Consider the following 23,765-nt stretch of genomic DNA (forward strand, 5'->3'; position numbering starts at 1 on the left):
TTGGAGCACCAGGAGCAACTTTATAAACCTTTCCGCCATAGGTTGGACCGTTGGTATCTTCAATCCAAGCGATTACTCCCTTGCCAGTTGCTGGGTCATAATTACCGAACTCAGGATCATCAATTGAATATTCAATAAGTGTCATATAAGCCTCCTGCTTAGCTGAAACTCCACGAGCAACTAAAAGAAAAAAGAATATCAAAAGAAATAAAATTAAAAGATTAAACTTTTTCATCATTTATTTTAAAATAGTGATTTCTTCTGCCTTAAATTCTTGCTTTCCCTTAATATTTTCTGAAGAAAGAACATAAAGTAAGTCCCCTACCTTAATGTCTTCAAATTTAGCTTCCAAAATGTCTTCAAATTCACCTTCCAAAGGATAACCCCATTGGGGCTCTTCAGGAAGATTAATTTTTGTATTTTCATCAACAGTAATCTTTAAAATCTCAGTCTCGGTTTCTCCAGTTTTCGGATCGATTTTCCCTTCTAAAACATTTGCTTTGAGGTGAATTATATTGCCCTCTATTTCCACTACCTCGCCAGCTCTCATAAAAATTTCTTCTGGAATTTTAACTAGTCTCTCGATTTGGCTCTTTTCTTTTTCAACGCCTAAAAAATATCCAATTCCTCCACTAATTGCTAACCCAAAACAGAAGAAAATAATTATTAGAAAGATTTTTTTTGTTTCCATAAATTTTAGAGTTAAAAATCGAGGTCTTCGACCTTTTATTCTATTATACCTTAATTGCCCGCAAAACGAAAACCCCAAGACTACAACCCACCCACCACATCCTCCCGCCTTCGGCGGGCCCCTAAACTCTCGGGGGGTCCCGCAAGATGACTGCGTCATCGCGGGACTCACTCAAAACGGCTTGCCACGAGATGGCGAAGCCATTTTTCGTGGCTCCCCCCCAACTGCACGTCATTCAAACCTGTTTAACAAAATAAAAGCTATTTCAATTATTTATTTTGAAGAAGCATCAATACACTGTTCTCCATCAAAGCATTTGCCCTCGCCACAGTCACAAACTTTAACTTGATGACTATTATCTGGTGAACAACCACAAGGACCAACAAGACAGAGGTTTGGATAATCACTAGTTGCTTTACAGCATAGAGAAGTTGTTATCTCACCTCCAGAATTAACACATGCCTCTCCTGCTCTATCTTTTACTTTTCCAGCCTCTTCATCAAAACATTCAATAACCATATCTACTGGGAAATTATAAGGTTCAATAGCTGAACAAAGAATCGCCCCTTGACCATCATGTACTAACTCCCAATCACCATCTACTTTTGCTGCTAAAAACATGCCTGAATTTTCAGGGCCACCTGGTTGAAATACAACTCCACCCCTGAGATGACCTTCTGTCTCTTGATTAATATTTATGGTTATTTCTGCCATTTTCTTATTGTACTTTTCAGCAAAAAGTTTTTGTATTAATTCCTCTTTAGAAACTAAAGGGTCAATTGAACTATCTCCCTTTCCACATTTTACTTCTACATCTTTCTTATCAGTTTCTAGTGGAATCCACTGGCCGGTTGCTTCTTTGTATCCACTAACGCCCCCTGCAACAGTACAGACAATATGATCTTTTTTATATCCTGTTAATCCTGAAATAGTGCCTGAAGCTATATTGTAAAGGTCTACACTAAAACCTCTATCTATGAAAAAAGGTCCAACACTATCATACTGCTCACTTGATATGCTCTCAGCCTCAAATCCTTTTCCCTCTACAGTCACTTCTTCTATCTCTTCATATTTTTTAACATTCCATTTAATTTCAATTGCTTGTATCTCTGAAAAAATTATCCCAGTCTCTTGCTTGAGGTCCTCCAGAAGATTTAAAATCTCATCTTCGGGTGGTAAGGGTGCTGGCGGGAGACCTAAATTCTGATAAAGCCAATAGCCTGTTCCCACAACAATTATTATTGCAATAACGATTGTAATTATTGTCTTGGGCATATAATTTTATTATTAAACTTACATTCCGACCTTTCGTTTCTATTCTACCAAAAAACCGCCTTCTTGGCAATTAGAGACGGTGGGTCTACCCGAGAAAAACTCTTGGGCAGCGGCTCCGGCGGTAGGACTCGAACCCCTCTCGGTCGCCCTAGCGCTATAGGCGTCTCGGTCTCCAGAACGAGCTCACTGGCTCCGAGGGTGGGACGTAATCAGAACTTGGTTTTGGGAGAGATTTCCTTGTTTAGAATCGATAAAATTGCCAATTTTAAGTTCTGTAAAATAAAAACAGCCTCAATATTAAATCAGGGCTGTTTTTAATTATTTTTCTAGGATACTACTCTCCTACTCTCCCGGTACGGTTTTATCGAAAAATAGTACGCCGCCACCACCTGTCCCACCGGCCACCATATAGTTTCCATCTGAAGAAATACAAGCGTGTCCCATACTCATAGGGGTAGGAATGGGAAAATCCTCGTGGGACATTAGCAAAGTTGAATATTCCCACAAAGGAACACTGCTGTCTCTCTGAAAAAAATAACAACCAAACTCACCTACTGCCGCTATATGCTTACCATCAGCAGAAATAGCAACGGAACTAACGGTAGCTCCAGTGTTAGAATCAGAGGCATAACTCCAGAGAGGAACACTACTGTCTTTCTTGAACAAATAAACGGTGCTGCTGTTAGCCTCATCTCCGTATCTGAAAGCAGATACTGCTAAATATTTGCCATCTGAAGATAGGGATACAGAACAGTAATCACATTCTAATGGATAAGTCCAAAGCGGCGTGCCAGAATCTTTGCTAAAAAAGTACAACTTATTTGAGCTTCCTGCTGCTACATAATTACCGTCTGAAGATATGGAAATGGAATAGAGGTCAAAATTTTTCGCTCCACCCGTTTTATAGCTCCATAAAGGCGCAGCAATTAGACCAACGGGTCTCTGACCTATGATTTCGGCATCTCTTTCGAACAAATATATCCTTTGCTGATCCGCCAAACTCGGACAAACTGCTGCCACATAATTGCCATCTGAGGATATTGATGTCTCGACTCGAGACAGGTTAAAATCAGCAAGTTCACGGCTCCATAATATCTGGCCATCTTTTGAAACCAAAAAAAGCTCACCATAATTCTCCATACCTACTGCTATGTAATCTCCATCAGCCGAAATGGAAACAGAACGAAGGGGAACCCACTCATCTTCCTCGAGGTCAAAAGGACGAAGGCCCTTAATCCATAAAGGAGTAGGATTATCTTTCTGAAAGAAGTAAAGCTTGCCATCGGTAACAGCAAAAGTGCCCACTGCGATATAATTGCCATCCGGAGAAATGGAGACTGATTGGACTTCAAGGTCATCAACTTGATAATTCCACAGAGGGATAGAACTGTCTTTTTCGAAGAAAAGAACATTGTCTGGCCCATAGGCGTCGGAAGCTCCAGCTACTATATAATTTCCATCTAAAGACATTGAGATACCACCCTCATTCAGGCCCCCATAGGCAATCCAATCCTCTGTAAAATACCACCACAACGGCTCTTTTTCAGTCTTTTTCTCAGCCTCTTCTTCAACTTTTCCGTTCGATGGAACCGCGCCTTCTTCTTCTACTTTTTTCTCCCCACATCCAGCACCTACCAAAACTAAGACAACTAAAAGTAAAAACAGAACAAAAAATTTTAACTTGTTTTTCATATTAATTAAATCTAATTAATAAAATTCGACCTTGTTGCTTTTAAAAAAATGGTATTTCCATTATCTGGACACCGGCTGGTAATTCAAATATGCTATTAGAGATATCACCAAAATCTATATTCTTTATCTCTACCACAGTTGTGCCTTTAGCTGTAGTCCCTTCTGTCCTAATAGGAATTCCGTACCTTGTCCATATCCACATTTTTACCTCTTCTGTCTCAGTACTGTATTCAACAACCAGACAGGTTTTCCCATCCAGGACTTCAGTGCCAACAGTCACCGGATTATAATCCATCACCGACTCAGATTGTTCGGTCGGAGATTCTCCAGCCGTTCCCCTGGCTTTACTCCAATCCATTTTCATAGCTATATTCTGAGCTGGAACATAGAGATACGCCAACTGCTCTCCCGCATCTAGTAGGTAGACTCCAGTATATCCTTCAAAAGTTCCCTCTACTCTCATATTTGTTCCTTTATACCATACCTTTGTTGTTATTGCTGCTTGGTCAGGAGCAGTTACTACCACATCATACTTAAGGGAGACAACATCTTTCGCCTTGTCCAAAATATCAGTTAATGATTCAGCCTCTTCTTCAACTTTTCCGTTCGATGGAACCGCGCCTTCTTCTTCTACTTTTTTCTCCCCACATCCAGCACCTACCAAAACTAAGACAACTAAAAGTAAAAACAGAACAAAAAATGCTATTTTGCGCATAATGTTTTTATTAGATTAATTAACAGATTCGACCTTTTTTGTAAAATCGACCTTCTATTACTATTATAACAAAAAGTATAATCAAAGATAACCATTGGGTTGTGAATAAACCAAAATAGCGAGGATCAGATAAAGAAGTGCCTGCGGAGCGGGTAAAATCTAAGAAAAATCGGGAAAGAGAATATAAAAACAAAAAAGCGAAAAATAATTGACCAGGCTTTTGCAGACGGGGCTTCAAATATTTAAGAATAAAGAACAAAATTAGAGCGCTGATTATCAAGTATTCAGCTACCGGATGCCGAATTGCGCCATCCGGCCAAATGATCCCCCAGGGCAAAGAAGTTTCAGCTCCCTGATGGTCATTAATTAAAGCACAACCTATTCTGCCTATGGCAATAGAAATAGGAGCAACCAAAACTGCCATATCTGCGATCGGAAAAAACAAATGAAGATTTTTGCTTAATTTCAAATACAAAAATCCAGCAATTAAAACTCCGAATACTCCTCCAAGCAAACTCAACCCCCCTTGACCCAACAACATACTTCCTGCGGCTCCACCCAGAAACACCCAAATAAATAAATTGTGAATGATCTTAGTATCAATTCCTTTTTTGGGGGCCTGTCTCAACACAAAAAGATAAGCCATTAAAGTCCCAATAGCCACAAAAATTCCCCAAACCTGAAGCGTTATCGGCCCTATCGCGATTTCGCTAAACGAAAAATAAGGCATATGATTCCCCCAATAATCATTAAATCAGCGATATTAAAAATAGAAATAGGCAGAAAGAAAACTTTAATCCAGTCAATCACATAGCCAAAATAAATTCTGTCAAAAAGATTGCTCAAGCCACCCAAAATAATCAAAGAAAACCCGGTTATTAAAAGAAAATCCTTTTTCTGCCAACTCCTGAAAAACAAAAAAAGAAGCAGTAATGTTACTGCTCCGATTAAAAAATAAAGTAAACTCGAATTTAGAGGAATAAAATACAATTTTGGATTTTTAAACAATAGCTCTGAATCCAAAGCTAACCATTTGGTCAATCTATCCAGAATTATTAAACCCAAAGCAAGAAATACTAAAAATCTTGCTCTATTTAGGTATTTCATCTTCAGGCATTTACTCGCCTTCAGGCGGTTTCTCTTCTAGTAATTGTTTACAAGCTGGTTCCTGAGGATTTTGAGTGCAATATTGTTTGCATTCCTCAGGACTAGTGCATTTCCCTTCTAATTCTGGAGGTATTACCATTTCTGGAGGCTTTCCTTCTGGAGGTTTATATTCGCCTTCAGGCGGTTTCTCTTCTAGTAATTGTTTACAAGCTGGTTCCTGAGGATTTTGAGTGCAATATTGTTTGCATTCCTCAGGGCTAGTGCATTTCCCTTCTAATTCTGGAGGTATTACCATTTCTGGAGGCTTTCCTTCTGGAGGCATGCCCTCTGGAGGTAGTCCCATCTCACCTTCTGAAGGCTTTGGCATATATTTTTCAAAACAATTCTTTATTTTCTCACCAACCTCAGGACTAGGCATAAAGGTACCAGTTTGAATTTTCTCCAAAACTTCTTCTCCTACGGTTGACTTTATACATTCTAAAACTTCTGGTGGCGCTTGCTTTAATCCCTCCTGTAATTGCTGTATGCCTTCTTTCGTTTTCTGAATTTCTTCCTCAGGAATTAAATCGTGCTCCTTGGCAAAATTAAAACAAACTTCTTGATTAGCCGGGTTGTTGCAAAAAGCCTCACATTCTTCTTTACTCTGACAACCACCTGGTCCTTGGCCACCGGTTTTTAAAAACATTTCTTTCTCCTCTGGCGTCATTAATCCAGCTTTAGAGGCAAAATCAGCACATTCTTGAAAATGAATCTTTTGAGCACAGTAAGCCTCGCATTCCTCTTTAGTCTGACAGCCGCCGGGACTTTCTCCTTTTGCCATTAAAGACACTGTTTTCTTTCCCCGGCTGCACTCTGCTGAAGATAGTATTCCTATCTTACAAGCATAGGAGAAGCATTCTCCCATATGATCCGGCTGTGAGCAGTAGGCATCACACTTTTTTTTGGTTCTACAGTCTCCCGGAAAAGGAATTCCAGCCAGCATAGCCTTTCTTACCAGCCTCGCTTCTGCTGCTTCGAATGGAGGTATAAGTCCGGCTTTCTCAGCAAAATCTATACATTCTTCTATTTTGGTCGGCTCTTCGCAATAAGCCTCACATTGAGTCGGGTTTGAGCATCCGCCGGGCGGCACTGCCCCCTCAGCCAAGGCTTTCATCATTTTTTTAGCTTCTGCTAATTCTTCCGGCGACAATAAGTTGTGGGCTTCAGCAAAAGATACGCACTCTTCAATGTTTTCCCAATTATCACAATAAGCCTTACATTCTTCTTCATTCTGACAATTTCCCAATTCTTTGACCGGAAAACTAATTTGAGCAAAAACAAAAACTCCTGCTAATAGTCCGAGAATAAAAATAACTAATAAAAATGTTTTTTGCATAAATTACTCAAAGGGATTGATTCTCAATCCTTCAAAAGGATTAATTTTCTTAAAAGGATTGGTCTGGGGAATTTTTTCTGCCGGGTTCTGAACCATTTCATAAATTTTTTCACCAAAAGTTTTTGCCTCTTCTTTTTCTGGGGGGCCCTTTTTTAAAAAATAAAAAGCGCCTCCAACCACCAAGGCCAAAATCACAACAATCAATAATATTTTTTTATTAACCGTCATCATATTTATTATATCGAATATTTCCCGGAAGTCCAAGCTTAGTTATTCACACCCCTTCGGCAATTTTAAAATAATTAAAATTTTAGTTTTCATTTAAGGTAGTAAGTCAGCAATTATTGCGCTAGAAATCCCAGTGCTAAAGGGCCCACAATCAGAAGCAAAATACACTCTCCACCCTTCTTCTATTTCGACCACACAAGGATCGGCGGTACCTACCTCCCTTCCTTCTTCATCAATGTATTTTCCAAAAAGAAAAGTTATGTTTGAAAAACTTAGGCCATCGGCTGAATCGGCGCTGTAAATCCCCTCCATCCCCTCTTCATCCATTTCTTGGCTTCCTGCCAAAAAATAAAGCCGGAAACTACCATCAGAAAGTTTTACTATATCTGAAGTACCAATCATATTAGCAAACATGCCATAAAATAATGGTTTTGTACCATCTATTCTGATTCCTGGTTCTATTCCCCAGCTCAATCCGTCAGATGATATTGCGCTTTTTATTCGACACACGGGCGGAGTAGGAGGAGCAGGTTCATCACAATCCTGCAAATACATTCTATATCTCCCATCATCTAGCCTAATTACAGTAGGACCCACAAGATCAGTTACTAGCCGAAGACCCTCGACTTGAAAATTGAGTCCATCATTAGAAATAGCGGACTGTATGCCACCTGAATTATAATACATTCGAAAGCGACCATCCGGCAACTCAATTACTGAAGGCATAGCATAGTTGAATCCTTCAGGTAGGCGAGTTCCTGGCTCAGAAGTCCAATTTAGTCCATCCGAGGAAATAGCACTAACGATATTTATGTTTTCAGGATAGGTTCGTGGGTCTAAACCGTAATACATCCTATATCTACCATCAGGTAATTTTACAACTTCCGCATCGCAGTAACCACCAGGGATCACCACTCCCTCTATTGTCCAGACAGAAGGGAGTTTTTCTTTTTCTACTTCTACAACTTCAACGCATTTATTTTCTTTACACTCGTAACCTGAAGGACAACTCTTACTCTTATATTGCTCATCAAAACAACACCCAAAAGGACACTCTAATTTTTCTTTAGACACTTCTTCTTCAAAAGCTACCTCTTCTTCCTCCTCTTCTTCAGGTAAAACCGCCTGCTCTTCCACTTGCTCTTCCGGAGCTTCTTTTTCCTCCTCGATTTTTTCTTTTTCAGCTTCGGGGAGGGAAATATTTTTCCAAACAAAAAACCCTCCTATACCGAAACCAATTAAAATTATTAAAGCAATTAAGATTTTAGTTTTCATCACTTCCATTCTACTAAAAAACCGCCGAAATGGCGATTAATTATGGTAACTCAGCCCCGAACATGGTTCGATATCCTAGCGGGGTATGGGGATATTTTTTCTCGAACCTTTCAAAAATATGAGGCCTTTCGGTCTCCCGAAAGGTCTCACTAGCCTGCTCCGGGGGCAGGACTCGAACCCCTCTCGGTCGCCCTGTCAGGATAGGCGTCTCGATCTCTTAAATTTATTTTTATGTAGTGATAACGAAACAGAAATAATTCGTCATTTTATAAATATATAGGATTGCCTTTTTCATCTATTAGATCGTAAAAGGCCCTGCAATGGTCGAAATTATCCTTTATCCACCTTTTTAAGTCATCGGAAACTGGCTCACTATTCCAAATAGTAAGTGTGTGATTTAGTTTTTGAAGAAGCATTTGTAATTCCGAATAAGAAGATCTGGTGTAGCATGCTCTGATTGGAAAGGTAATTAGATAATCAAAATCTTTAACAATTTCAAACATTTCATGAATCATATGTTTTGTATATTTTGCGTTTGGCAAATATCCGGTTGTCCAACCAATAGAAAGGATTCCTTTCGGATAATATTTTTTGCAAAGCTCAATAAATTCAATTGGTTCAAATTTAGGAATTCGCCCACCAGGACCTTGCAAAATATCTGCATTGAGAAAAATGGGATTTTCTAAACCTAGTTTCTGTAATTTTTTAAGGCAATATGAAATAGCTAATGGGTCTTTAAAATCTAGTTTTGCTCCTTTCTTTGAAGTGGCTATTTTTTCGATCCAAATATCGAAAGTTATATCAGCTTTCTGATTCGGATCATGCGCCATTACAATATTTTCTCCTCTTGAAGAAATATCTCCTTCGATCATCATGGTCTTTGGAGATTTACAATATTGTTCTAATCTTTCGAGATTATTTACCGCATGCGCCCACCTTATATCCCAAGGACTCTTAACTCCAAAAAAAGAAATTGGGAGAGAAACTTTCTTTTTCATATTTTTATAGTTCTCAATTATATTATTGATAATTCTCTTGCTTCTCGCTGATTAAATAAGGTAATCTTGTCATATCCAGCACTTTTTAGTTTTTTAATCCCTTTCTCTAACTCTAAGCCTAGGTTAGAAGGAGAATGGGCATCCGAGCCAATAGTTACCATTTTTACTCCAAAATCTTTACAAATCTTAAGGAATTCTATACTTGGGTAGGAATCGTGAACAGGATGAATATAACCATATGTATTTAGCTCTATCCCGACTTTGTTTTTTACTAACGCCTTAACCACCTCTTCCACTTGGTCCCTATATCTCTTGAAAGGAATATCGGCATACTGAACCGCATATTTTCTAATAATATCAGGATGAGCCATTACATCAAACAAACGACTTTCTATGGCTCTTTTTAATTTTAAAAAGTATTGTCTATATGTCTGGAAAATATCTCTTCCTTTAAAAAATTCATGGGCGCCATTTGGGTCTCCTATAACATATCCTTCTATGAAATGAGCTGAGCCCAGAATAAAATCAAAAGGATAACTATTTATTATCTTCTCAATTTCTTTTTCGTAATCCTCAAAATAATCAATCTCCATTCCAAACTTTATTTGAATATCAAATTGTTTTCTGGCTTTTCCTATCTTTTGGTAATATTCTGATATTTCATCTAACTTAATAGATATGTTGGGTATTTCTGATTTTTCAAATCCAGGTATGCTTTCAAATTTTGGAAGAATTAAATGGTTGGTGAAAGCAATCTCTTTCAATCCCAATTCTTGGGCTCTTTTACAATAATCATCTACGGTGCCAGTAGCATCTCGAGTGCAATTTGTATGAACGTGATAATCTACTAAATACATTTTTCTCTATTTTATCAAAAAATCGTCGCGATGACGATTTTTTCTTTGTTCGGAAAAGTTCGATTTCCTAGCGGGGTAGGACGATATTGTCTCGAACTTTTTCTGAAAATAAGATGGGGCTCGGTCACTCGAACCGAGCACTAGCCTGCTCCCCCTATTGGACGCGTTCAGAACTATTGATTGGAGAGAAATTAAAAAGAATCTTAGAAAATTAGAGCCTATTTTGGTAGGAATTTAAATAAAAAAGAGACGCATTTGAACACGCCTCTTTATAGTGCCCTGAAGGTTTCTTTCAATTGTCTGAGCTTAATCTCACAATCTTTGACAGAGTATCCTGGAGGATTCATCCCGCACGGTGGAGTTAACAAATCTCCTTCTTGAAAATCTATCACATCACTCCTTTCATCTATGCCCCACGCAATTCTTTTGTCACTACGATATCCGCTAGATTGAATGAAACGACGACCATATTTAGAGGCATCAAAACTTATAATCTTAATGATATCCAAGGCGAACAATTGATTCCAGTCCATATTCCCGCAAGTATGAATGCCGAGTGTGACATTATGTAGGCCTGGTTTTGCCTCAAGAGCTGTGAACAATCTCTTCCATAATTTTCTGTAATCCACGCTCAATAGCCCCCGTTTTCTCAAAGCAGATTCACTTAGCCTGAATCTACTCTTGTCAAAGCTGACCATCTCTAACACTGGCTCATCTAAGAAAAGTATAATTTCTTCTGCGTGCAGACCCTTTGTAATGCCAAGAAGATGGGTATGGGCTCTTTGGATAGCTTCTTTCTCATCGTATCCATTGTAAACTAATGTTGCGGGACCAACGCACTGGATTTTTACTATCGTAAAGTCGTGTTTCGTAAATTCCTTCAAACAACTTAATTTGCCTGGTTTTTTGATGTAATCTAACATAGCATCTCCTAATGCTGGAAGCTCTGGCAAAAATGGAATAATATCGCTTTCTACGCTGTATTTAACAGCTTCTTTTATATCCTTGTGGGGCAAGGAACCAATTAGGGTAATAGGAAACATTCTATTCGTCACCTTTCTACAAGTTGTTAATGCGCTACTTCTAAAATTATATCATTTCATTCAAAAAGTCAAGCCCCGAGAAAAACTCTCGGGGCGGGCGGCTCCCCAGGTCGGTCTGGAACCCAGATTTAAAGGGGAAATTAGGCGATTTTGAGAGTTCCAAATAACGCCCCTCGGTCGGGGCGTTTTTTCGAAAAATGAGACGAAGGAAAGAGTATAAAGAAATAAATTACAAATCTTCTTCAGTAATTACTTTTATTCCATTTTTTTTCAATAAAGCAACTGTCACTCCATCCCCCTCAATCAATCTATCGGAAAAAGTCCCGTCATAAATTTTCCCGCATCCGCAAGATGGACTTTTTTGTTTAAGGATTGCTTCTTTTATATTAAGTAGTCTCGCCAAGTGTAAAACTTGTTCTGCTCCTCTTGTAAAATTCTCGGTGACATCCTTTCCGGATTTCGTTACAACCTTATCTCCTTTCTGTTCTGAGGGCTCTCTTGGAGTTGGTAAACCACCCAATTGCTCTGGACAAATAGGAATTAAGGTTTCTTTCTTTGATAATTCAATAACTTTATCGTTTGGCTTACTCTTGCTATCATATCGACACTCTATCCCTAATAAACAAGCACTACATAGTTTCATATCTTTTATTCTACCAAAAAACCGCCTCTGAGGCGATTTTTGCATGTGGCCACTCGGTCGCCCTGACGCCTAGGGCCCCTCGGTCTCATGCTCCCCTAGTTGGTCTCGAACCTACGGTTTAAGGGGAAAATTAGGGCTTTTTGAGGGTGTCCCACAATGCGTCTCGGTCGGGGTGTTTTAAAGCTAAAATGAGACAAATGAGACACTACTTTAGGGTATTTTTAGTGTCTCGTTTTGAATGATTTTCTCACTATACTTTGCTTGGGACCAACCAATTTTTAGTGGGGCTAAATGCTAGACGATAGGTGGGTTAAGAATCAAAATATGCGCTTGGTCTCGTATTTAATATTTTTGCAATGTTTTATTTTCTTTAAAAAACTACTCCATTCATCTTTTGTTATTTCTTTTTTCAAAATATGTTTTATATCCATTAAAGGACTATTATTATATGAAAATAAATCATTTTCTAAATCATGAATTTCTTTGCATAATTGAAATTTATCGGGCCCCATTAAATTTTTTACTTTTCGCTTTAATTTAAAATATTCTTTGTTAAGTTCCAGATATTTTTTATTTAGTTTATCTATTTTAGCAACAATACCTTTTTCCTGGTCGGTTCTTTTGTATTTGTGTAAAAATAACCCTAAATAAACTAACTTCTCTATTACCCTGGGATGATTATATCCATATCCAAGGTCCACCTTCTCAAAATGTTGTTCTATTAACCTAATATATAAATCTATCAAATGCTCTACGTCAAAAATCTTATTCTTAAAATTATAACTAATCTCTCTTAATAAAATTTCTAAAACTTGCTCAAGATTAAATAAGAAACTACTTTTTATTTTATCTGTTTTTTGAAAATACCAACTCAGCGTATGAAACTGGGTTTTGTATATTTTTTCCAAATCTGTATCGCTAAATTTACTTCTAATTCCATAAATAATCCTTAAATTATTATCTACCGATTGAATAATTGATAACCCAATTTGTTTATTTTCCAACCCTATATCCCTTGCAAAATCAAGAAGGAAATCACTCCATCTTTTTAATAATTGTATAAATTTATCTAAATTTTCTTTCTTTTCTTTTTTCTCCTTTATTTTAATGAGCCAATTTATAATATTTACTTGCCACGTATGAAAATTAATGAATAAATCACTAATTGACAAACTAAGTCTGCTTGTCATAGATAATAATAAAATTTTTTTCTTTAATTCTTTAAACAAATTTTCCCAAAAAATATCATTGTGTTCATACCTATTCCAAGCAATCCGGATCTGATTGAGGTAAATATTTATGAGTTCTTTTAAAAATGTTTCTTTATTGTCTGCAAGACAAAATATAGAAATTTTATTTATCACTTGATTTATTTGACTATATATAAAATAATTGTCGGTTTTCTGTAATATAAAATTTGATACATTAGATACAGATTTGATAGATTCCCAAACCCAGTCGTTCTCTTTTGACTCCAATAACTTTTCAATAAATCCTATATAATATGCTGATATTAAATTTAATAATGGATTTTCTTTATAAGCGCCTAAATTTTTATCGGCATATTTTATATTTAATGAATAACTTAAAATGCTTTCGTAAGCTTCTAGTAAAAAATAAATGTTTTCTTTTCTTTTTTCCTGAATAATCCTATTGCCCATTGATTGCAAGTATTCAAGTATTTTGGCTGTAAATCCCTCGTCATCAAAAGAATAAGTTCCCCAAAAAGATGCGGGCATTCTAATAAAATATCCGTTTCTCAAGTTTAAATGCTTTAAATATATGTCGTGAATGTATTTTACAGTTAAATTAAAAGAATTTATCTCATTTTTTGCTAATAATCTTAGGCCTATCTCAAATAGATATTTGACGTTTTCTAATGTAATTAAATGCCAATTACGATTTATTTTATATTGCACATCTAAAGAAAAATCTTTATTTTCTTTTTTGTATTCAAAAATTTTATTTTGAATATACGCATGTTTTTTTAATTCTTTATTTATTCTTTCTAATTGCTTTATGGCGTCTGTTTTAATTTTTGTTAAAGTTGTTTCTGGATTTATTCTTTTTCTTAATTCTTTATAGAGACTATAAATAAAGTAAAACGCGACAAATAAAGTAATGACCAATATTTCTAATACATATTTTTTAAGCAAAATAGGTGTAAAAAAAGACACTATCGTCAAAAACACCAACGACCAAAAGAATATTTTTTCCTTAGGGTCCTTAATGAATTTATTTAAATACTGAGTAGAAAATAAATCAGCCGTGCTCTGTAAAATAAAGGTTGAAAAAGAAAATATAATAGCAATTGACGCTCCAATAATTCCGGCAGTAGCAAATGCAAAACTATATAAATTACCCTCTGAGATAGTTAAATTTAAGTAAATTAAAATCTTGTGTAAAAAAAATACGAAAACACCAAAAAATATAAAATAAAAAAAGATAGAGTCAATAAATTTTTTTATTTTCTCTCCCAAAAAATGCCATTTATTATTAAGATATTGTTTAGATTTGTAGAAATATAAAAATCCTCTCTGTTTTAAATTAAATTCTTCTTTCTTTGATTGTTTTTTCGCCATGTTAATTTCAATTTATTAATTTAACTAAATCTTTTTCTTCTTTGATTTATATCTTTGAGGGCTTATTCTCCTATCGACTTTGAGGAGTAAATCAAAAAATCCAAAAATAACTGTTAAGCCTCCAATTATGGCTAAAATATCTTTTATTGAAAATTTTTCTATTAATGGAAAGCTCATATTCCCGTGATACAGTTCGGATTCGAACAAATTATTTTAATTTTTCCATCCTTAACTAAAATTGCTCCGAGATTATCAAGATCAATAACCGTACTACAATTTAAACACCGGTAGTCGCCATCTTTAAGTTGTTCTAAAACTCCCAGAGAACTTAATAGTTTTAATAAGTCACTCTCATGAACTGCCTTTACCTTCGTTTTCTTAAATTTATAGGGAAATGCCCTTATATAAGCTGTAAGTTTATGCCAAAACATTTAATTAGTCTTTTTATGGATAAGATTTATCTACTTTCAAAATAACCTCTTTTTTGAGAAAGTTCAAGATAAAAAACAAAAAACGCTTTTCCCTTAGTGGACGAAAGCGATTTTTTTGTTCGTGAAAGTTCGATGTCCAGTCAGGGTACGGCGATTGTTTCTCGAATTTTTTCCAAAATTAAGTGGGAATCGGTCTCTCGAACCGAGCTCAAGCTGGCTCCGGCGGCAGGACTCGAACCCAAACAACAAAAATCTTAGAAGCCGAGGAATTCCCTGATTTTTTTGATGGAAATGGCTGAAACTTTTCCCTCTCTGTCAATTTGATTTAATCCAACTACCTGACCTTCAATATTGAATAATGGACTTCCTTCAAGAATCTTTTTTTCAGAAATATTAGTTCGAACGGAATTTTCATCAAAGGTTTTAATAATACCCTCGTTTACTATTTTTTTTGGGATTCCTTGTTCAAAGATTACACCTAACAAAAAAATTCTCTCTCCTAACTTTATTTTTTCTAAATCGGCAAAGCCCACAGTGGGTAAATTAGTTTTCTCAATTTTTACTAAAGCTAAATTCTCCTTTAAGTCTCTTTTTAAAACTTGAAAATGGACTATTTCTCCATCAACAAAAAAACTAAAAGTAGAACTACTGGGAACTAAATTAGCTAAAGTAACCAAGAGACCATCAGAAGTAACAATTAGGCCAGAGCCTTCTAAAATTTCTCCTGCCTTTGTCTTTGTTTTTACTCCGGCCACCACCTTTTCTACTTTTTCAATAGCATTAATTAAGGCAACATTTTCCTGAATTATGATTTCTTTTCTTTCGGTGACATAAACTGGTGATTGCTCAAGTCGATATTGATAAAAAAGTGGCCTTTCGATAAAATAAGGCCATAAAATTTGATCAGCAAAGATTCCTCCGACTGTTCCAATTATAAAAATGGCTAATATTTTAAGAATATTTTTGACCATTATCACACCTGAGCTTTTTCTAATTTTCTTTGTTTTGAGATTTTAACTAAGTCACTAGGTGTTCTAAAAACAATCTTTTCCTCCTCTACGTCAACAATAACTTTCTCTCCTTTTTTAACTAAACCTGAGACAATTTTTAAAGAAAGGGGATCTAAAATTAATCTCTGAATGACTCTTTTTAAAGGTCTGGCTCCCAAATTTGGGTCAAAACCTTTTTTGGCTAAAAATTCTTTAGCTGAATTTTCAAATTTAATTTTGATTTTTTTATTTTCTAATCTTTTTCTAACTTTTTCTAACTCTAACTCAACAATTTTTTTAATTTCCGATTTACCAAGATAATTAAAGATAATAATTTCATCAACCCTATTTAAAAATTCTGGCCTAAAATTATCCTTTAGGGCTTCCATTACTTTTTCCTTTAAAGAAAGTTTTGCCTCTTCCTCTTTTTCTCCCAAAAATCCAAGAGATCCCATCTTAGCAATGTGTTCAGATCCAATATTTGAAGTCATAATCAAAATTGCATTTTTAAAAGAGGCTATCCTACCCTTGGCATCAGTTAACCTACCATCCTCGAAAATCTGAAGTAAAATATTAAAAACTTCGGGATGGGCTTTTTCAATCTCATCGAGTAAGATTACGCTATAAGGTCTTCTTCGAATTTTTTCAGTTAGTTGCCCTCCCTCTTCATAACCAATATAGCCGGGAGGCGATCCAATCATTTTAGAAACTGTATGCTTTTCCATATATTCTGACATATCTAATCTAACCAAGGCATTTTCATCATTGAATAAAAATTCAGCTAAAGCCCTAGCTGTCTCAGTTTTTCCTACTCCGGTTGGCCCCAAAAACATGAATGAACCCAGAGGCCTTTTTTCTTCAGAGATACCAACTCTTGATCTTCGAATAGCATTGGAAATTGCTGAAATTGCTTCTCTCTGGCCTATAACTCTTTTTGAAAGAATCTCTTCCATTTTTTTCAATTTTTTAACTTCCTCTTCTAAAAGCCGGGTTATTGGAATTCCTGTCCAACGGGAGACAACCTGAGCAACATCTTCTTCTAATACTTCTTCTTTTAGAATTGGCCGAGTTTTTTGGAATCTGGCTAATTTTTTCTCGGTTGTTTTAAGTTCTTTTAAAAGACGGGGTATTTCTCCATATTTTATCTCGGCCACTTTTTGTAAATTAGCTTCCTGACCAGCCTTTTCTGCCTGGTATTTCAACTCCTCAATCTTTTTTTTGAGATTTTTAATTTTGGTAATAATTTCCTTTTCTGACTTCCATCTGGCTTCGAGGGCCTGGGCTTTTTCTTTTAAATCAGCCAGTTGACGAGAAATTACTCTTAACCTCTTTTGAGAACCCTTTACTCCTTCTTTTTTAAGGGCCTCTCTTTCAATCTCTAATTTTTGAATTTCCCTTTTTAAATCATCGAGTTGGCTAGGCTCTGACTCAATTTCTAATCTCAAAGCCGACATAGCTTCATCCATTAAATCAACTGCCTTATCAGGTAAAAATCTATCGGTAATATAACGAGCAGCCAACTCAGCTGCTGCCACCAAGGCTGAATCTCTAATTTTTACCCCGTGATGAAGTTCGTATTTTTCTTTAATTCCGCGCAAAATAGCAATTGTATCCTCGATTGTCGGTTCTTGAACATAAATTGGCTGAAATCTTCTCTCTAGAGCGGGATCTCTTTCAATATATTTTTGATATTCTTTCAAAGTTGTTGCTCCAATTGCCTTTAATTCTCCTCTAGCTAAAGCTGGTTTCAATAAATTTGAGGCATCAATTGCTCCTTCAGCTGCTCCTGCCCCTACTAAAGTATGGAGTTCATCGATAAATACAATATATTTACCAGCTGCCCGATTGATTTCTTTAAGCAGGGCTTTAACTCTGTTTTCAAATTCTCCTCGATATTTTGTCCCCGCTACTAGGGCTCCCAAATCTAAACCAATAATTTCTTTTTCTTTTATGCTTTCGGGAACATCTCCTCTGACGATTCTCTGGGCCAGACCTTCAACAATAGCTGTTTTACCAACCCCAGCCTCACCAATCAAAACAGGATTATTTTTTGTCCTGCGAGATAAGACCTGCATCAATCTTCTAATTTCATTTTCCCGACCAATAACCGGATCTAATTTCCCCTGCCTGGCTAGAGAAGTCAAATTGCGGGCATATTTTTCAATTACCTGATATTTTGATTCAGGATGAGGGTCAGTAATCCTCTGGCCTCCCCGGATTTTAGCCAAAGTTTTTAAGACAGTCTCGTAATTTAATTTACCAAATTCCAAAGTGGACGGGCCTCCACTAGGTCGTAAAAAGGTGGCTTTATCTAAAATCTCTTTTGCCTTAGTTTCAATATTAAGAAGAGCTAAAAATAAATGCTCAACTGAAATAAACTCATCACCCATTTTCATTGATTCTTTTCTTGCTCTTTCCAAGACTCTGGCCATATCCTGGGTTAAATAAAACTGACCAAGAACCTGAGGAGAGATTATTGCCGGAATTTTATCTAAAGCTAACTTTGTTTTCCGCTTCAGACTTTCAATATCTGCCCCCAATTTCTCCAACATAGTTAAAACCACGCTTCCTTCCTGAGAAAGTAAGGCGTAAAGAAGATGCAAGGCATCAATTTGTTGCTGTCCTTTTTCCTGAGCAATCCTTTGGGCCTGAAGTATTGCTCCTTGAGCTTTGTGAGTAAAATTACCGCCTGTAATCATATTATTTGTCAATTTCTTTTTACTATAAGATTTTAAAAAAAACAAGTGTCAAGCTAAATAAAAAAGGAGAGGAAGGAAGAAATCTTTCAATAGATTTTTCCTCACTCTCCATGAAGGATCGAGCTACTTCGGGCTTTTGCTCGAAGTTAAGCCACGATTTAACTTAAGATCAGAAAAAAGGGGAGATGGAGGGAAAAGGGAGGTAAGAGTTCTTGTTCTGCCCTTACTTTCCTTATCTTTAATTTTTGTAAAGGAGGTACAATTACCTCTTTAGGAGACTCAGTCTCGACCTTGCCTTTTTCCCTGTTTTCCTCTTACTTGCCGAAGGTTTCGTCAAGAAGCTCTTCAATGATGATTCTTCCGAATTCCTTCAACTCATCAAGAGAAATTCCGGTAGCTTTGGCTACATTACCCAGTTCTCTCTTAAAGTCCGGGCCCAGTCGGAGATTTGAGCGAGCCATCCGGTACTTCAGGAGAATTAAGGCAATCTCGCCTTTTCTTTTCTCATCCAAGAAATTCACCTCCTTTTTTCTTTCTATCTTAAGTATAGCAAACAAATTTATCTTTGTCAAGTACGACAAAAAAAACCGAGGCTTCACCTCGGAAAAATCCTTAAGCGAGAAAAGTAATTTTTAGGATAAAATTAAGTGAGGTAGCTGCTGACAAGGACGCCTCGGAGGCCAAGCGGCCATGGTTCTGCCGAAGGCAGAGAGCGAGGCCAAGAGACGAGCAGCAGTCGTCTCGGTGGGACGACTGACTGCGTGCCTTGGAAGCAGTCTACCGAACGATGTTCTATTCGCTTCTCTCACCCAAAGTTGCCTCAATGGTTTTTTCTTCACCATTCCTTAAAATCTTCAAAATCACTTTATCTCCAGGATTATATTTCATAATGATTTTGGCTAGAGAATTTTCAGGAGTAATTTTTTCATTGTTGAATTCTAAAAGAATATCATTTTCTTTTAAGCCAACTTCTTCAGCTGCTGAACCAGGGAAAATAGCTGGCTCTCCCCTTTCCCCTTTTTTAATCCAAACTCCATAATTTACTGGTAAATCATTTTCTCTCTGGATTCCATCGGTAATTAAAATGTATCTTATTCCCAAAAATGGATAGACAATTTTTCCCAAAGTTTTTACCTGTTCAATTGCCCTTTTTGCCTTATTTATTGGAACGGCAAAGCCAATATTTTCTGCTCCTAAGGCCATAGCCGTATTTATTCCAATTACCTCTCCTTTTAAATTCAAGAGTGGTCCCCCTGAATTTCCTTTATTAATAGCGGCATCAGTCTGAATTACATCTTCTAAAATCTCAACCAATCCCCCACCCGAAGCCGTAACTGTTCTTCCTAATCCAGAGATTACTCCTACTGAAACAGTATTTTTAAATTCTCCTAAGGCATTACCAATAGCAATGACCGTTTGGCCAATTTGTAAATTTGAAGAATCATCAAGGCCAACCGTCGAGAAATCTCCTCCCTCAATTTTAATTATAGCCAAATCCTGTCCAGGATCTCTGGCTAAAACCTTAGCTTCAAAAGACCTTCCATCATTAGTCAAAACAGTATATTCTGCTTCTTTATCTTCAACCACATGTCGGTTTGTCAAAATCATTCCCTCTTCAGAAACAATAAAACCGCTCCCTCCGCCGATTTCTTTTTTCTCAATTCTTTGACGATACTGAGGAATCTGAAAGGGTTCTTCTTCAAAAGGTTTAATATAATATTTTTCAATTACGGGAAGATTCTTAGTAATAACTATACTGACTACTGCCGAGGAAACCTCTTTTACCACCCCGATAATAGCCTGTTCTTGGTTTGTCTGAGGAAGATATTCCTTTTCTTTAACAATTTCCCTTTCGATTATTTTTGGTTCAGGTAATTCAACGTTTAATTTTTGGAAAAAATTCTTTATCTCAAGGTAAAAATGGCCAAGAGAGAAGATACCGGCCAAAAAACCAAAAAGGGAGGAGATAAAAATAATCAAAATCAAGAGCCAGAAAATTCGCTTCGCTCCCAAGGCCTTTGGCTGAGGTTCACTCAGGGTTTTTTTCTCCTCCTTAGGGCCTAAAAATTTTGAAGATTCAGAATTTAACATTTAATGTGAATTGTTTCTCTCGCTTTTTTAATATAATTTATTTAAAAAAAGGTAAAGAATCTCAAAAATATGGTAAAAAAATTAAAATCCCAATTATTAAAGCTCCTAGACAAGCCAATAAAACGGCGCCAGCTGAAATATCTTTAATTTCTTTTATTTTTGGATTGTAATGAGGCATTAAAATATTTAAAACTTTTTCTATCTGAGTATTAATAAGTTCTAAGGCTAAAACTAAAGCAATCAGAGAAATTAAAATTTCTTTTTCAATCAAAGTGACTTTAAAATAAAACATTAAGAATATGATAAAAGAAGCAATAAAAACCATCATTTTAAAGGTTTGTTCCTTGAGAGCTAATTTCAATCCCAAAAAAGCTGTTTCTAGGCTATTTAATAATTTTTTGAAATCTAAAATTTTCATAATGCCCGAACTCATATTTAAAAATATCTTTTTTTATATCACCAAAAATTATCATATAGAGCTCGGCTAAAACATATTTTAAATAAGTTTTTACCCAGCCATCTTCTTCAAATCTCCGCAAAGAACTAAAAATTTTTGTCGATCTTAAAATTCCAAATTTTCCAATTTTTTTTGCCCTTCTGACGAAATTGTGGTCTTCAGCAAACTTTATTTTTTCATCAAATCCTCCTAATTTCTGGTAAACATCTTTTTTGACTAAGATTGCTTGACTGGCGTGAGCTAGATTCTTTTCAAAAATTAAGATTGGCCAGTTATAAAAAATATTAAATAAAAATTTCTGAGTCTTTCTTTTAGATTGAGAGTCTAAACAGAGGGAGGCTATGTCTAAATTTCTTTCTCTGAATTCTTTTAATACCCTTTCAATAAACTTTTTCGGTAAAACAACATCGGCATCTAAAAATAAAAGTAAATCTCCCCGGGCAATTTTTGCTCCTTTATTTCTTCCAATAGCGGACAGTCCACCTTTAATAATTTTACAACCATAAGCTTTAGCAATCTCTACTGTTTTATCTTTAGATTGAGCATCGGCAATGATTATCTCTAGGTTTTTAAAATTTTGGTCTTTAATAGACTCAAGCAACAAGGGAAGAAATTTTTCTTCATTTAAAGTTGGAATGATAATTGAAAGCATATTTTATTGAATAAATAATTTTTTGGCTTCGTTCCAAATCTCTGGTCGGCTTTGTTTTACTTTCATCCAGTGCCACCATTCTCCTCCCCATAAATAAAACTTTTTTAAACCGGTTTTTTTAGCAAATTCAATATTCTTTTTAAATTGTTCTAAATTCATTGTCTTTTCTTGCTCTGAAATTGGTGAGTCATAAAGTAAAGCTGGCCCCCAGGGTTCAGCCTGAAGTTCAATACAAATTACATCTTTTTTGAATAATTTTTTAATAATCTGAGCCTTTCTCCAATAAAAAACTGGTGGGAAGGGATAGCGAATATAGATACCAACTTGGCGAAACCAGACTTTTTCATACATGGTTGTACCAACAATATCGCCAAATATGGCTGCCTGAATCCAAAAAGAGCCTTCACCACTATCTGTAATAACAATTGGTCGATTTTTTGAATCAATTGATTTTACCAGATTTATTTCTTTTTTCAAAAATTTTTTATCAACCCAGGGGCAGTTTCCAAAGGGAAAAAAAGGTTCATTTTCTATCTGCCAAGCCCAAATTGCCTCTGAATCTTTGTATCTCAAAACAGCTTTTTTAAGCATTCTCAAAATCTTCTCTTGTTGCTTTTCTTTACCTAAATTTACTGCCCATTCAGGGATATGACATTCTGGCCAGCGAGGGGTTTTCATACCAATTACTAAAAGAATTCTAACTTCTCTTTTTTCTGCCTCTTTAATTTGCCAATCTAAATCTTCGAAATAAAATTTCCCATCTTCTGGTTCAATTAAATCCCAGTGAGCAGCCACTTTCAAGTCTTTAGTGCCCAAATCATCAATTAGGGCTGAATAAGTTTCTTTCCAATCTAAACCTAAATTTTTAGCGTGCTTTTGGGAAAAATTAACTCCCCAGGTTATTTCTTCTGCCACCGGGGCTGTACCAATAAAAAAATAGCCAAAAAAAATCAAAAGTAAAAATAGTAAAATTAATAAAATTCTTTTTAAAACTTTTTTAAAATCTAGCCCCATATTACCTATGGACCGCGATTTCTACGATCGTAGAAATCGCGGTCCCTTCAGAATTTAGCTAAAATTGCCAGACCAATTCCAATAAATAAAATTGCTAGGATTTTTTGGAAAAGAATTTTTCTTGAGACCTCTTCTTTCAAGATCTGAGGGAATTTTAAGGAGATTAAAATAGTAAATATTAACAAAAATATATATTTTGTTCCTTCTAAGGCATTAATAAAAGCAAGGAGCCCTACGGGAACTAAAGCAATCGCCCAATTTTGTAAAGCAAAAGCTAAAGCTCCAGCGCCCTGGCTAGTAAGAAAAATCTCAGCAGTCTTTAGTTTAAAACTAGTTTGCTTCTGAAACAGTTCCTCCCTTACGTCCTTTGAGAAAAGAAAAACTAAGGCCGCCAAAAACCCTCCAATCCTCATCCAGATAAATCCTGACCAAAATGGTTGTTGTAGATAAACGCGTTTAGTTAGAACAAAGGCTAAAGAAAATAAAAAGGCAGACACAGCAGAAATTTTAAAACTTTCCAAAGAAGCAGTTTTTCTCTTTTCCCGAGTGATAATTACGCTTCCTAAAATGAGCAGGATAAAAGACAGAAGTTCCCAAAAACCTGGAAATCCTTTTCCAGAAAAAAGATAGTTTAAAACAAAAACAAACAAGGGGCTCAACCCACCAATTGCTGGTACTACCCGGGATGCCTCAAAAAGAGTCAGGGCTTTACAAAACCAAAGAAGAGCCCAAATAAAAATTGCCCCCGCTAAAAGGCTTACTAGGATTTGCGAGAAATTAGGAACTAAGAAACCCAAAGGAAAAAACAATAAGGCCAGAATTCCTAAAACTCCTGTATAAAATGAATAAACTTTGGGATTTGGAATAGGCCCTGCTAAAAGATACTTATCCATTACAGTAGCGATGGCCGAAAAAAGATAACCTAAAATAGCAATAAAAATCCACAACATA

24 protein-coding genes are annotated in these 23,765 nt (G+C 36.0%); all 24 read right to left on the reverse strand.

Going from position 1 to position 23,765, the window contains the following annotated elements; translation table 11 throughout:
• Nucleotides 1-238 precede the first annotated feature (238 nt).
• Nucleotides 239-691 carry a hypothetical protein gene (locus KJA15_03005; protein ID MBZ9572272.1) on the reverse strand — a complete coding sequence of 151 codons (453 nt, stop codon included), beginning with the start codon at nt 689-691 and terminating at the stop codon, nt 239-241.
• A 273-nt stretch (nt 692-964) separates the two neighbouring features.
• A complete protein-coding gene (locus KJA15_03010; GenBank protein MBZ9572273.1) occupies nt 965-1,966 on the reverse strand; it encodes a hypothetical protein in 1,002 nt (333 codons plus the stop codon).
• Nucleotides 1,967-2,308: 342 nt separating this feature from the next.
• Nucleotides 2,309-3,658 carry a WD40 repeat domain-containing protein gene (locus KJA15_03015; protein ID MBZ9572274.1) on the reverse strand — a complete coding sequence of 450 codons (1,350 nt, stop codon included), beginning with the start codon at nt 3,656-3,658 and terminating at the stop codon, nt 2,309-2,311.
• A gap of 40 nt (nt 3,659-3,698) precedes the next feature.
• Entirely contained in the window at nt 3,699-4,373 is a 675-nt protein-coding gene (locus tag KJA15_03020; GenBank protein ID MBZ9572275.1) for a hypothetical protein, read from the reverse strand.
• A gap of 19 nt (nt 4,374-4,392) precedes the next feature.
• Nucleotides 4,393-5,103, reverse strand: a complete 711-nt coding sequence (locus tag KJA15_03025) for a prolipoprotein diacylglyceryl transferase (GenBank protein ID MBZ9572276.1) — start codon at nt 5,101-5,103, stop codon at nt 4,393-4,395.
• Nucleotides 5,070-5,480, reverse strand: coding sequence for a signal peptidase II (locus tag KJA15_03030; protein ID MBZ9572277.1), 411 nt, complete (start codon nt 5,478-5,480; stop codon nt 5,070-5,072). The genes KJA15_03025 and KJA15_03030 overlap by 34 nt, the downstream gene beginning before the upstream one ends.
• Before the next feature lie 10 nt (nt 5,481-5,490).
• Nucleotides 5,491-6,855 carry a hypothetical protein gene (locus KJA15_03035; protein MBZ9572278.1) on the reverse strand — a complete coding sequence of 455 codons (1,365 nt, stop codon included), beginning with the start codon at nt 6,853-6,855 and terminating at the stop codon, nt 5,491-5,493.
• Nucleotides 6,856-6,858: 3 nt separating this feature from the next.
• A complete protein-coding gene (locus tag KJA15_03040; GenBank protein ID MBZ9572279.1) occupies nt 6,859-7,086 on the reverse strand; it encodes a hypothetical protein in 228 nt (75 codons plus the stop codon).
• Nucleotides 7,087-7,176: 90 nt separating this feature from the next.
• Complete coding sequence (locus KJA15_03045) at nt 7,177-8,358, reverse strand: hypothetical protein (protein MBZ9572280.1); 1,182 nt, start codon at nt 8,356-8,358, stop codon at nt 7,177-7,179.
• A gap of 266 nt (nt 8,359-8,624) precedes the next feature.
• Nucleotides 8,625-9,356: a DUF2181 domain-containing protein gene (locus tag KJA15_03050; GenBank protein MBZ9572281.1), complete on the reverse strand. Its 732-nt coding sequence runs from the start codon at nt 9,354-9,356 to the stop codon at nt 8,625-8,627.
• 17 nt (nt 9,357-9,373) lie between these two features.
• The gene (locus tag KJA15_03055) at nt 9,374-10,213 is read right to left on the reverse strand and encodes a histidinol-phosphatase HisJ family protein (GenBank protein MBZ9572282.1); all 840 of its coding nucleotides are present in this window, start codon (nt 10,211-10,213) and stop codon (nt 9,374-9,376) included.
• Between the two features lie 269 nt (nt 10,214-10,482).
• Nucleotides 10,483-11,256: a hypothetical protein gene (locus KJA15_03060; GenBank protein MBZ9572283.1), complete on the reverse strand. Its 774-nt coding sequence runs from the start codon at nt 11,254-11,256 to the stop codon at nt 10,483-10,485.
• Between the two features lie 229 nt (nt 11,257-11,485).
• Nucleotides 11,486-11,899 (reverse strand): DUF523 domain-containing protein, encoded by a 414-nt coding sequence (locus KJA15_03065; GenBank protein ID MBZ9572284.1) that lies wholly within the window; start codon nt 11,897-11,899, stop codon nt 11,486-11,488.
• A gap of 317 nt (nt 11,900-12,216) precedes the next feature.
• Nucleotides 12,217-14,481, reverse strand: coding sequence for a hypothetical protein (locus tag KJA15_03070; protein ID MBZ9572285.1), 2,265 nt, complete (start codon nt 14,479-14,481; stop codon nt 12,217-12,219).
• A gap of 24 nt (nt 14,482-14,505) precedes the next feature.
• On the reverse strand, nt 14,506-14,658 hold the full coding sequence (locus KJA15_03075) for a hypothetical protein (GenBank protein MBZ9572286.1): 153 nt from the start codon (nt 14,656-14,658) through the stop codon (nt 14,506-14,508).
• Nucleotides 14,655-14,912, reverse strand: coding sequence for a hypothetical protein (locus KJA15_03080; GenBank protein ID MBZ9572287.1), 258 nt, complete (start codon nt 14,910-14,912; stop codon nt 14,655-14,657). Before KJA15_03080 ends, KJA15_03075 begins: the two co-directional genes overlap by 4 nt.
• A 254-nt stretch (nt 14,913-15,166) precedes the next feature.
• Complete coding sequence (locus tag KJA15_03085; GenBank protein MBZ9572288.1) at nt 15,167-15,883, reverse strand: trypsin-like peptidase domain-containing protein; 717 nt, start codon at nt 15,881-15,883, stop codon at nt 15,167-15,169.
• A 2-nt stretch (nt 15,884-15,885) separates the two neighbouring features.
• Nucleotides 15,886-18,600 (reverse strand): ATP-dependent chaperone ClpB, encoded by a 2,715-nt coding sequence (gene clpB, locus KJA15_03090; protein ID MBZ9572289.1) that lies wholly within the window; start codon nt 18,598-18,600, stop codon nt 15,886-15,888.
• 314 nt (nt 18,601-18,914) lie between these two features.
• Complete coding sequence (locus tag KJA15_03095; protein ID MBZ9572290.1) at nt 18,915-19,172, reverse strand: hypothetical protein; 258 nt, start codon at nt 19,170-19,172, stop codon at nt 18,915-18,917.
• 220 nt (nt 19,173-19,392) lie between these two features.
• Nucleotides 19,393-20,691, reverse strand: a complete 1,299-nt coding sequence (locus KJA15_03100; protein ID MBZ9572291.1) for a trypsin-like peptidase domain-containing protein — start codon at nt 20,689-20,691, stop codon at nt 19,393-19,395.
• 61 nt (nt 20,692-20,752) lie between these two features.
• Complete coding sequence (locus KJA15_03105; GenBank protein ID MBZ9572292.1) at nt 20,753-21,109, reverse strand: diacylglycerol kinase family protein; 357 nt, start codon at nt 21,107-21,109, stop codon at nt 20,753-20,755.
• Nucleotides 21,075-21,800, reverse strand: coding sequence for a glycosyltransferase (locus KJA15_03110; protein MBZ9572293.1), 726 nt, complete (start codon nt 21,798-21,800; stop codon nt 21,075-21,077). The genes KJA15_03105 and KJA15_03110 overlap by 35 nt, the downstream gene beginning before the upstream one ends.
• A gap of 3 nt (nt 21,801-21,803) precedes the next feature.
• The gene (locus KJA15_03115; protein ID MBZ9572294.1) at nt 21,804-22,814 is read right to left on the reverse strand and encodes a beta-galactosidase; all 1,011 of its coding nucleotides are present in this window, start codon (nt 22,812-22,814) and stop codon (nt 21,804-21,806) included.
• 47 nt (nt 22,815-22,861) lie between these two features.
• Nucleotides 22,862-23,764 carry a DMT family transporter gene (locus tag KJA15_03120; protein ID MBZ9572295.1) on the reverse strand — a complete coding sequence of 301 codons (903 nt, stop codon included), beginning with the start codon at nt 23,762-23,764 and terminating at the stop codon, nt 22,862-22,864.
• Between the last annotated feature and the right edge of the window lies 1 nt (nt 23,765).

It is taken from the genome of Patescibacteria group bacterium (assembly GCA_020148145.1).
In the GTDB taxonomy this organism is placed as follows: domain Bacteria; phylum Patescibacteriota; class Minisyncoccia; order Minisyncoccales; family JAHCRE01; genus JAHCRE01.

Bases quoted from the DNA above. Each gene is read 5' to 3' on its own strand.
- KJA15_03005 (MBZ9572272.1), bottom strand. From the start codon at position 691: ATGGAAACAAAAAAAATCTTTCTAATAATTATTTTCTTCTGTTTTGGG.
- KJA15_03010 (MBZ9572273.1), bottom strand. From the start codon at position 1,966: ATGCCCAAGACAATAATTACAATCGTTATTGCAATAATAATTGTTGTG.
- KJA15_03015 (MBZ9572274.1), bottom strand. From the start codon at position 3,658: ATGAAAAACAAGTTAAAATTTTTTGTTCTGTTTTTACTTTTAGTTGTC.
- KJA15_03020 (MBZ9572275.1), bottom strand. From the start codon at position 4,373: ATGCGCAAAATAGCATTTTTTGTTCTGTTTTTACTTTTAGTTGTCTTA.
- KJA15_03025 (MBZ9572276.1), bottom strand. From the start codon at position 5,103: ATGCCTTATTTTTCGTTTAGCGAAATCGCGATAGGGCCGATAACGCTT.
- KJA15_03030 (MBZ9572277.1), bottom strand. From the start codon at position 5,480: ATGAAATACCTAAATAGAGCAAGATTTTTAGTATTTCTTGCTTTGGGT.
- KJA15_03035 (MBZ9572278.1), bottom strand. From the start codon at position 6,855: ATGCAAAAAACATTTTTATTAGTTATTTTTATTCTCGGACTATTAGCA.
- KJA15_03040 (MBZ9572279.1), bottom strand. From the start codon at position 7,086: ATGATGACGGTTAATAAAAAAATATTATTGATTGTTGTGATTTTGGCC.
- KJA15_03045 (MBZ9572280.1), bottom strand. From the start codon at position 8,358: ATGAAAACTAAAATCTTAATTGCTTTAATAATTTTAATTGGTTTCGGT.
- KJA15_03050 (MBZ9572281.1), bottom strand. From the start codon at position 9,356: ATGAAAAAGAAAGTTTCTCTCCCAATTTCTTTTTTTGGAGTTAAGAGT.
- KJA15_03055 (MBZ9572282.1), bottom strand. From the start codon at position 10,213: ATGTATTTAGTAGATTATCACGTTCATACAAATTGCACTCGAGATGCT.
- KJA15_03060 (MBZ9572283.1), bottom strand. From the start codon at position 11,256: ATGTTTCCTATTACCCTAATTGGTTCCTTGCCCCACAAGGATATAAAA.
- KJA15_03065 (MBZ9572284.1), bottom strand. From the start codon at position 11,899: ATGAAACTATGTAGTGCTTGTTTATTAGGGATAGAGTGTCGATATGAT.
- KJA15_03070 (MBZ9572285.1), bottom strand. From the start codon at position 14,481: ATGGCGAAAAAACAATCAAAGAAAGAAGAATTTAATTTAAAACAGAGA.
- KJA15_03075 (MBZ9572286.1), bottom strand. From the start codon at position 14,658: ATGAGCTTTCCATTAATAGAAAAATTTTCAATAAAAGATATTTTAGCC.
- KJA15_03080 (MBZ9572287.1), bottom strand. From the start codon at position 14,912: ATGTTTTGGCATAAACTTACAGCTTATATAAGGGCATTTCCCTATAAA.
- KJA15_03085 (MBZ9572288.1), bottom strand. From the start codon at position 15,883: ATGGTCAAAAATATTCTTAAAATATTAGCCATTTTTATAATTGGAACA.
- clpB (MBZ9572289.1), bottom strand. From the start codon at position 18,600: ATGATTACAGGCGGTAATTTTACTCACAAAGCTCAAGGAGCAATACTT.
- KJA15_03100 (MBZ9572291.1), bottom strand. From the start codon at position 20,691: ATGTTAAATTCTGAATCTTCAAAATTTTTAGGCCCTAAGGAGGAGAAA.
- KJA15_03105 (MBZ9572292.1), bottom strand. From the start codon at position 21,109: ATGAAAATTTTAGATTTCAAAAAATTATTAAATAGCCTAGAAACAGCT.
- KJA15_03110 (MBZ9572293.1), bottom strand. From the start codon at position 21,800: ATGCTTTCAATTATCATTCCAACTTTAAATGAAGAAAAATTTCTTCCC.
- KJA15_03115 (MBZ9572294.1), bottom strand. From the start codon at position 22,814: ATGGGGCTAGATTTTAAAAAAGTTTTAAAAAGAATTTTATTAATTTTA.
- KJA15_03120 (MBZ9572295.1), bottom strand. From the start codon at position 23,764: ATGTTGTGGATTTTTATTGCTATTTTAGGTTATCTTTTTTCGGCCATC.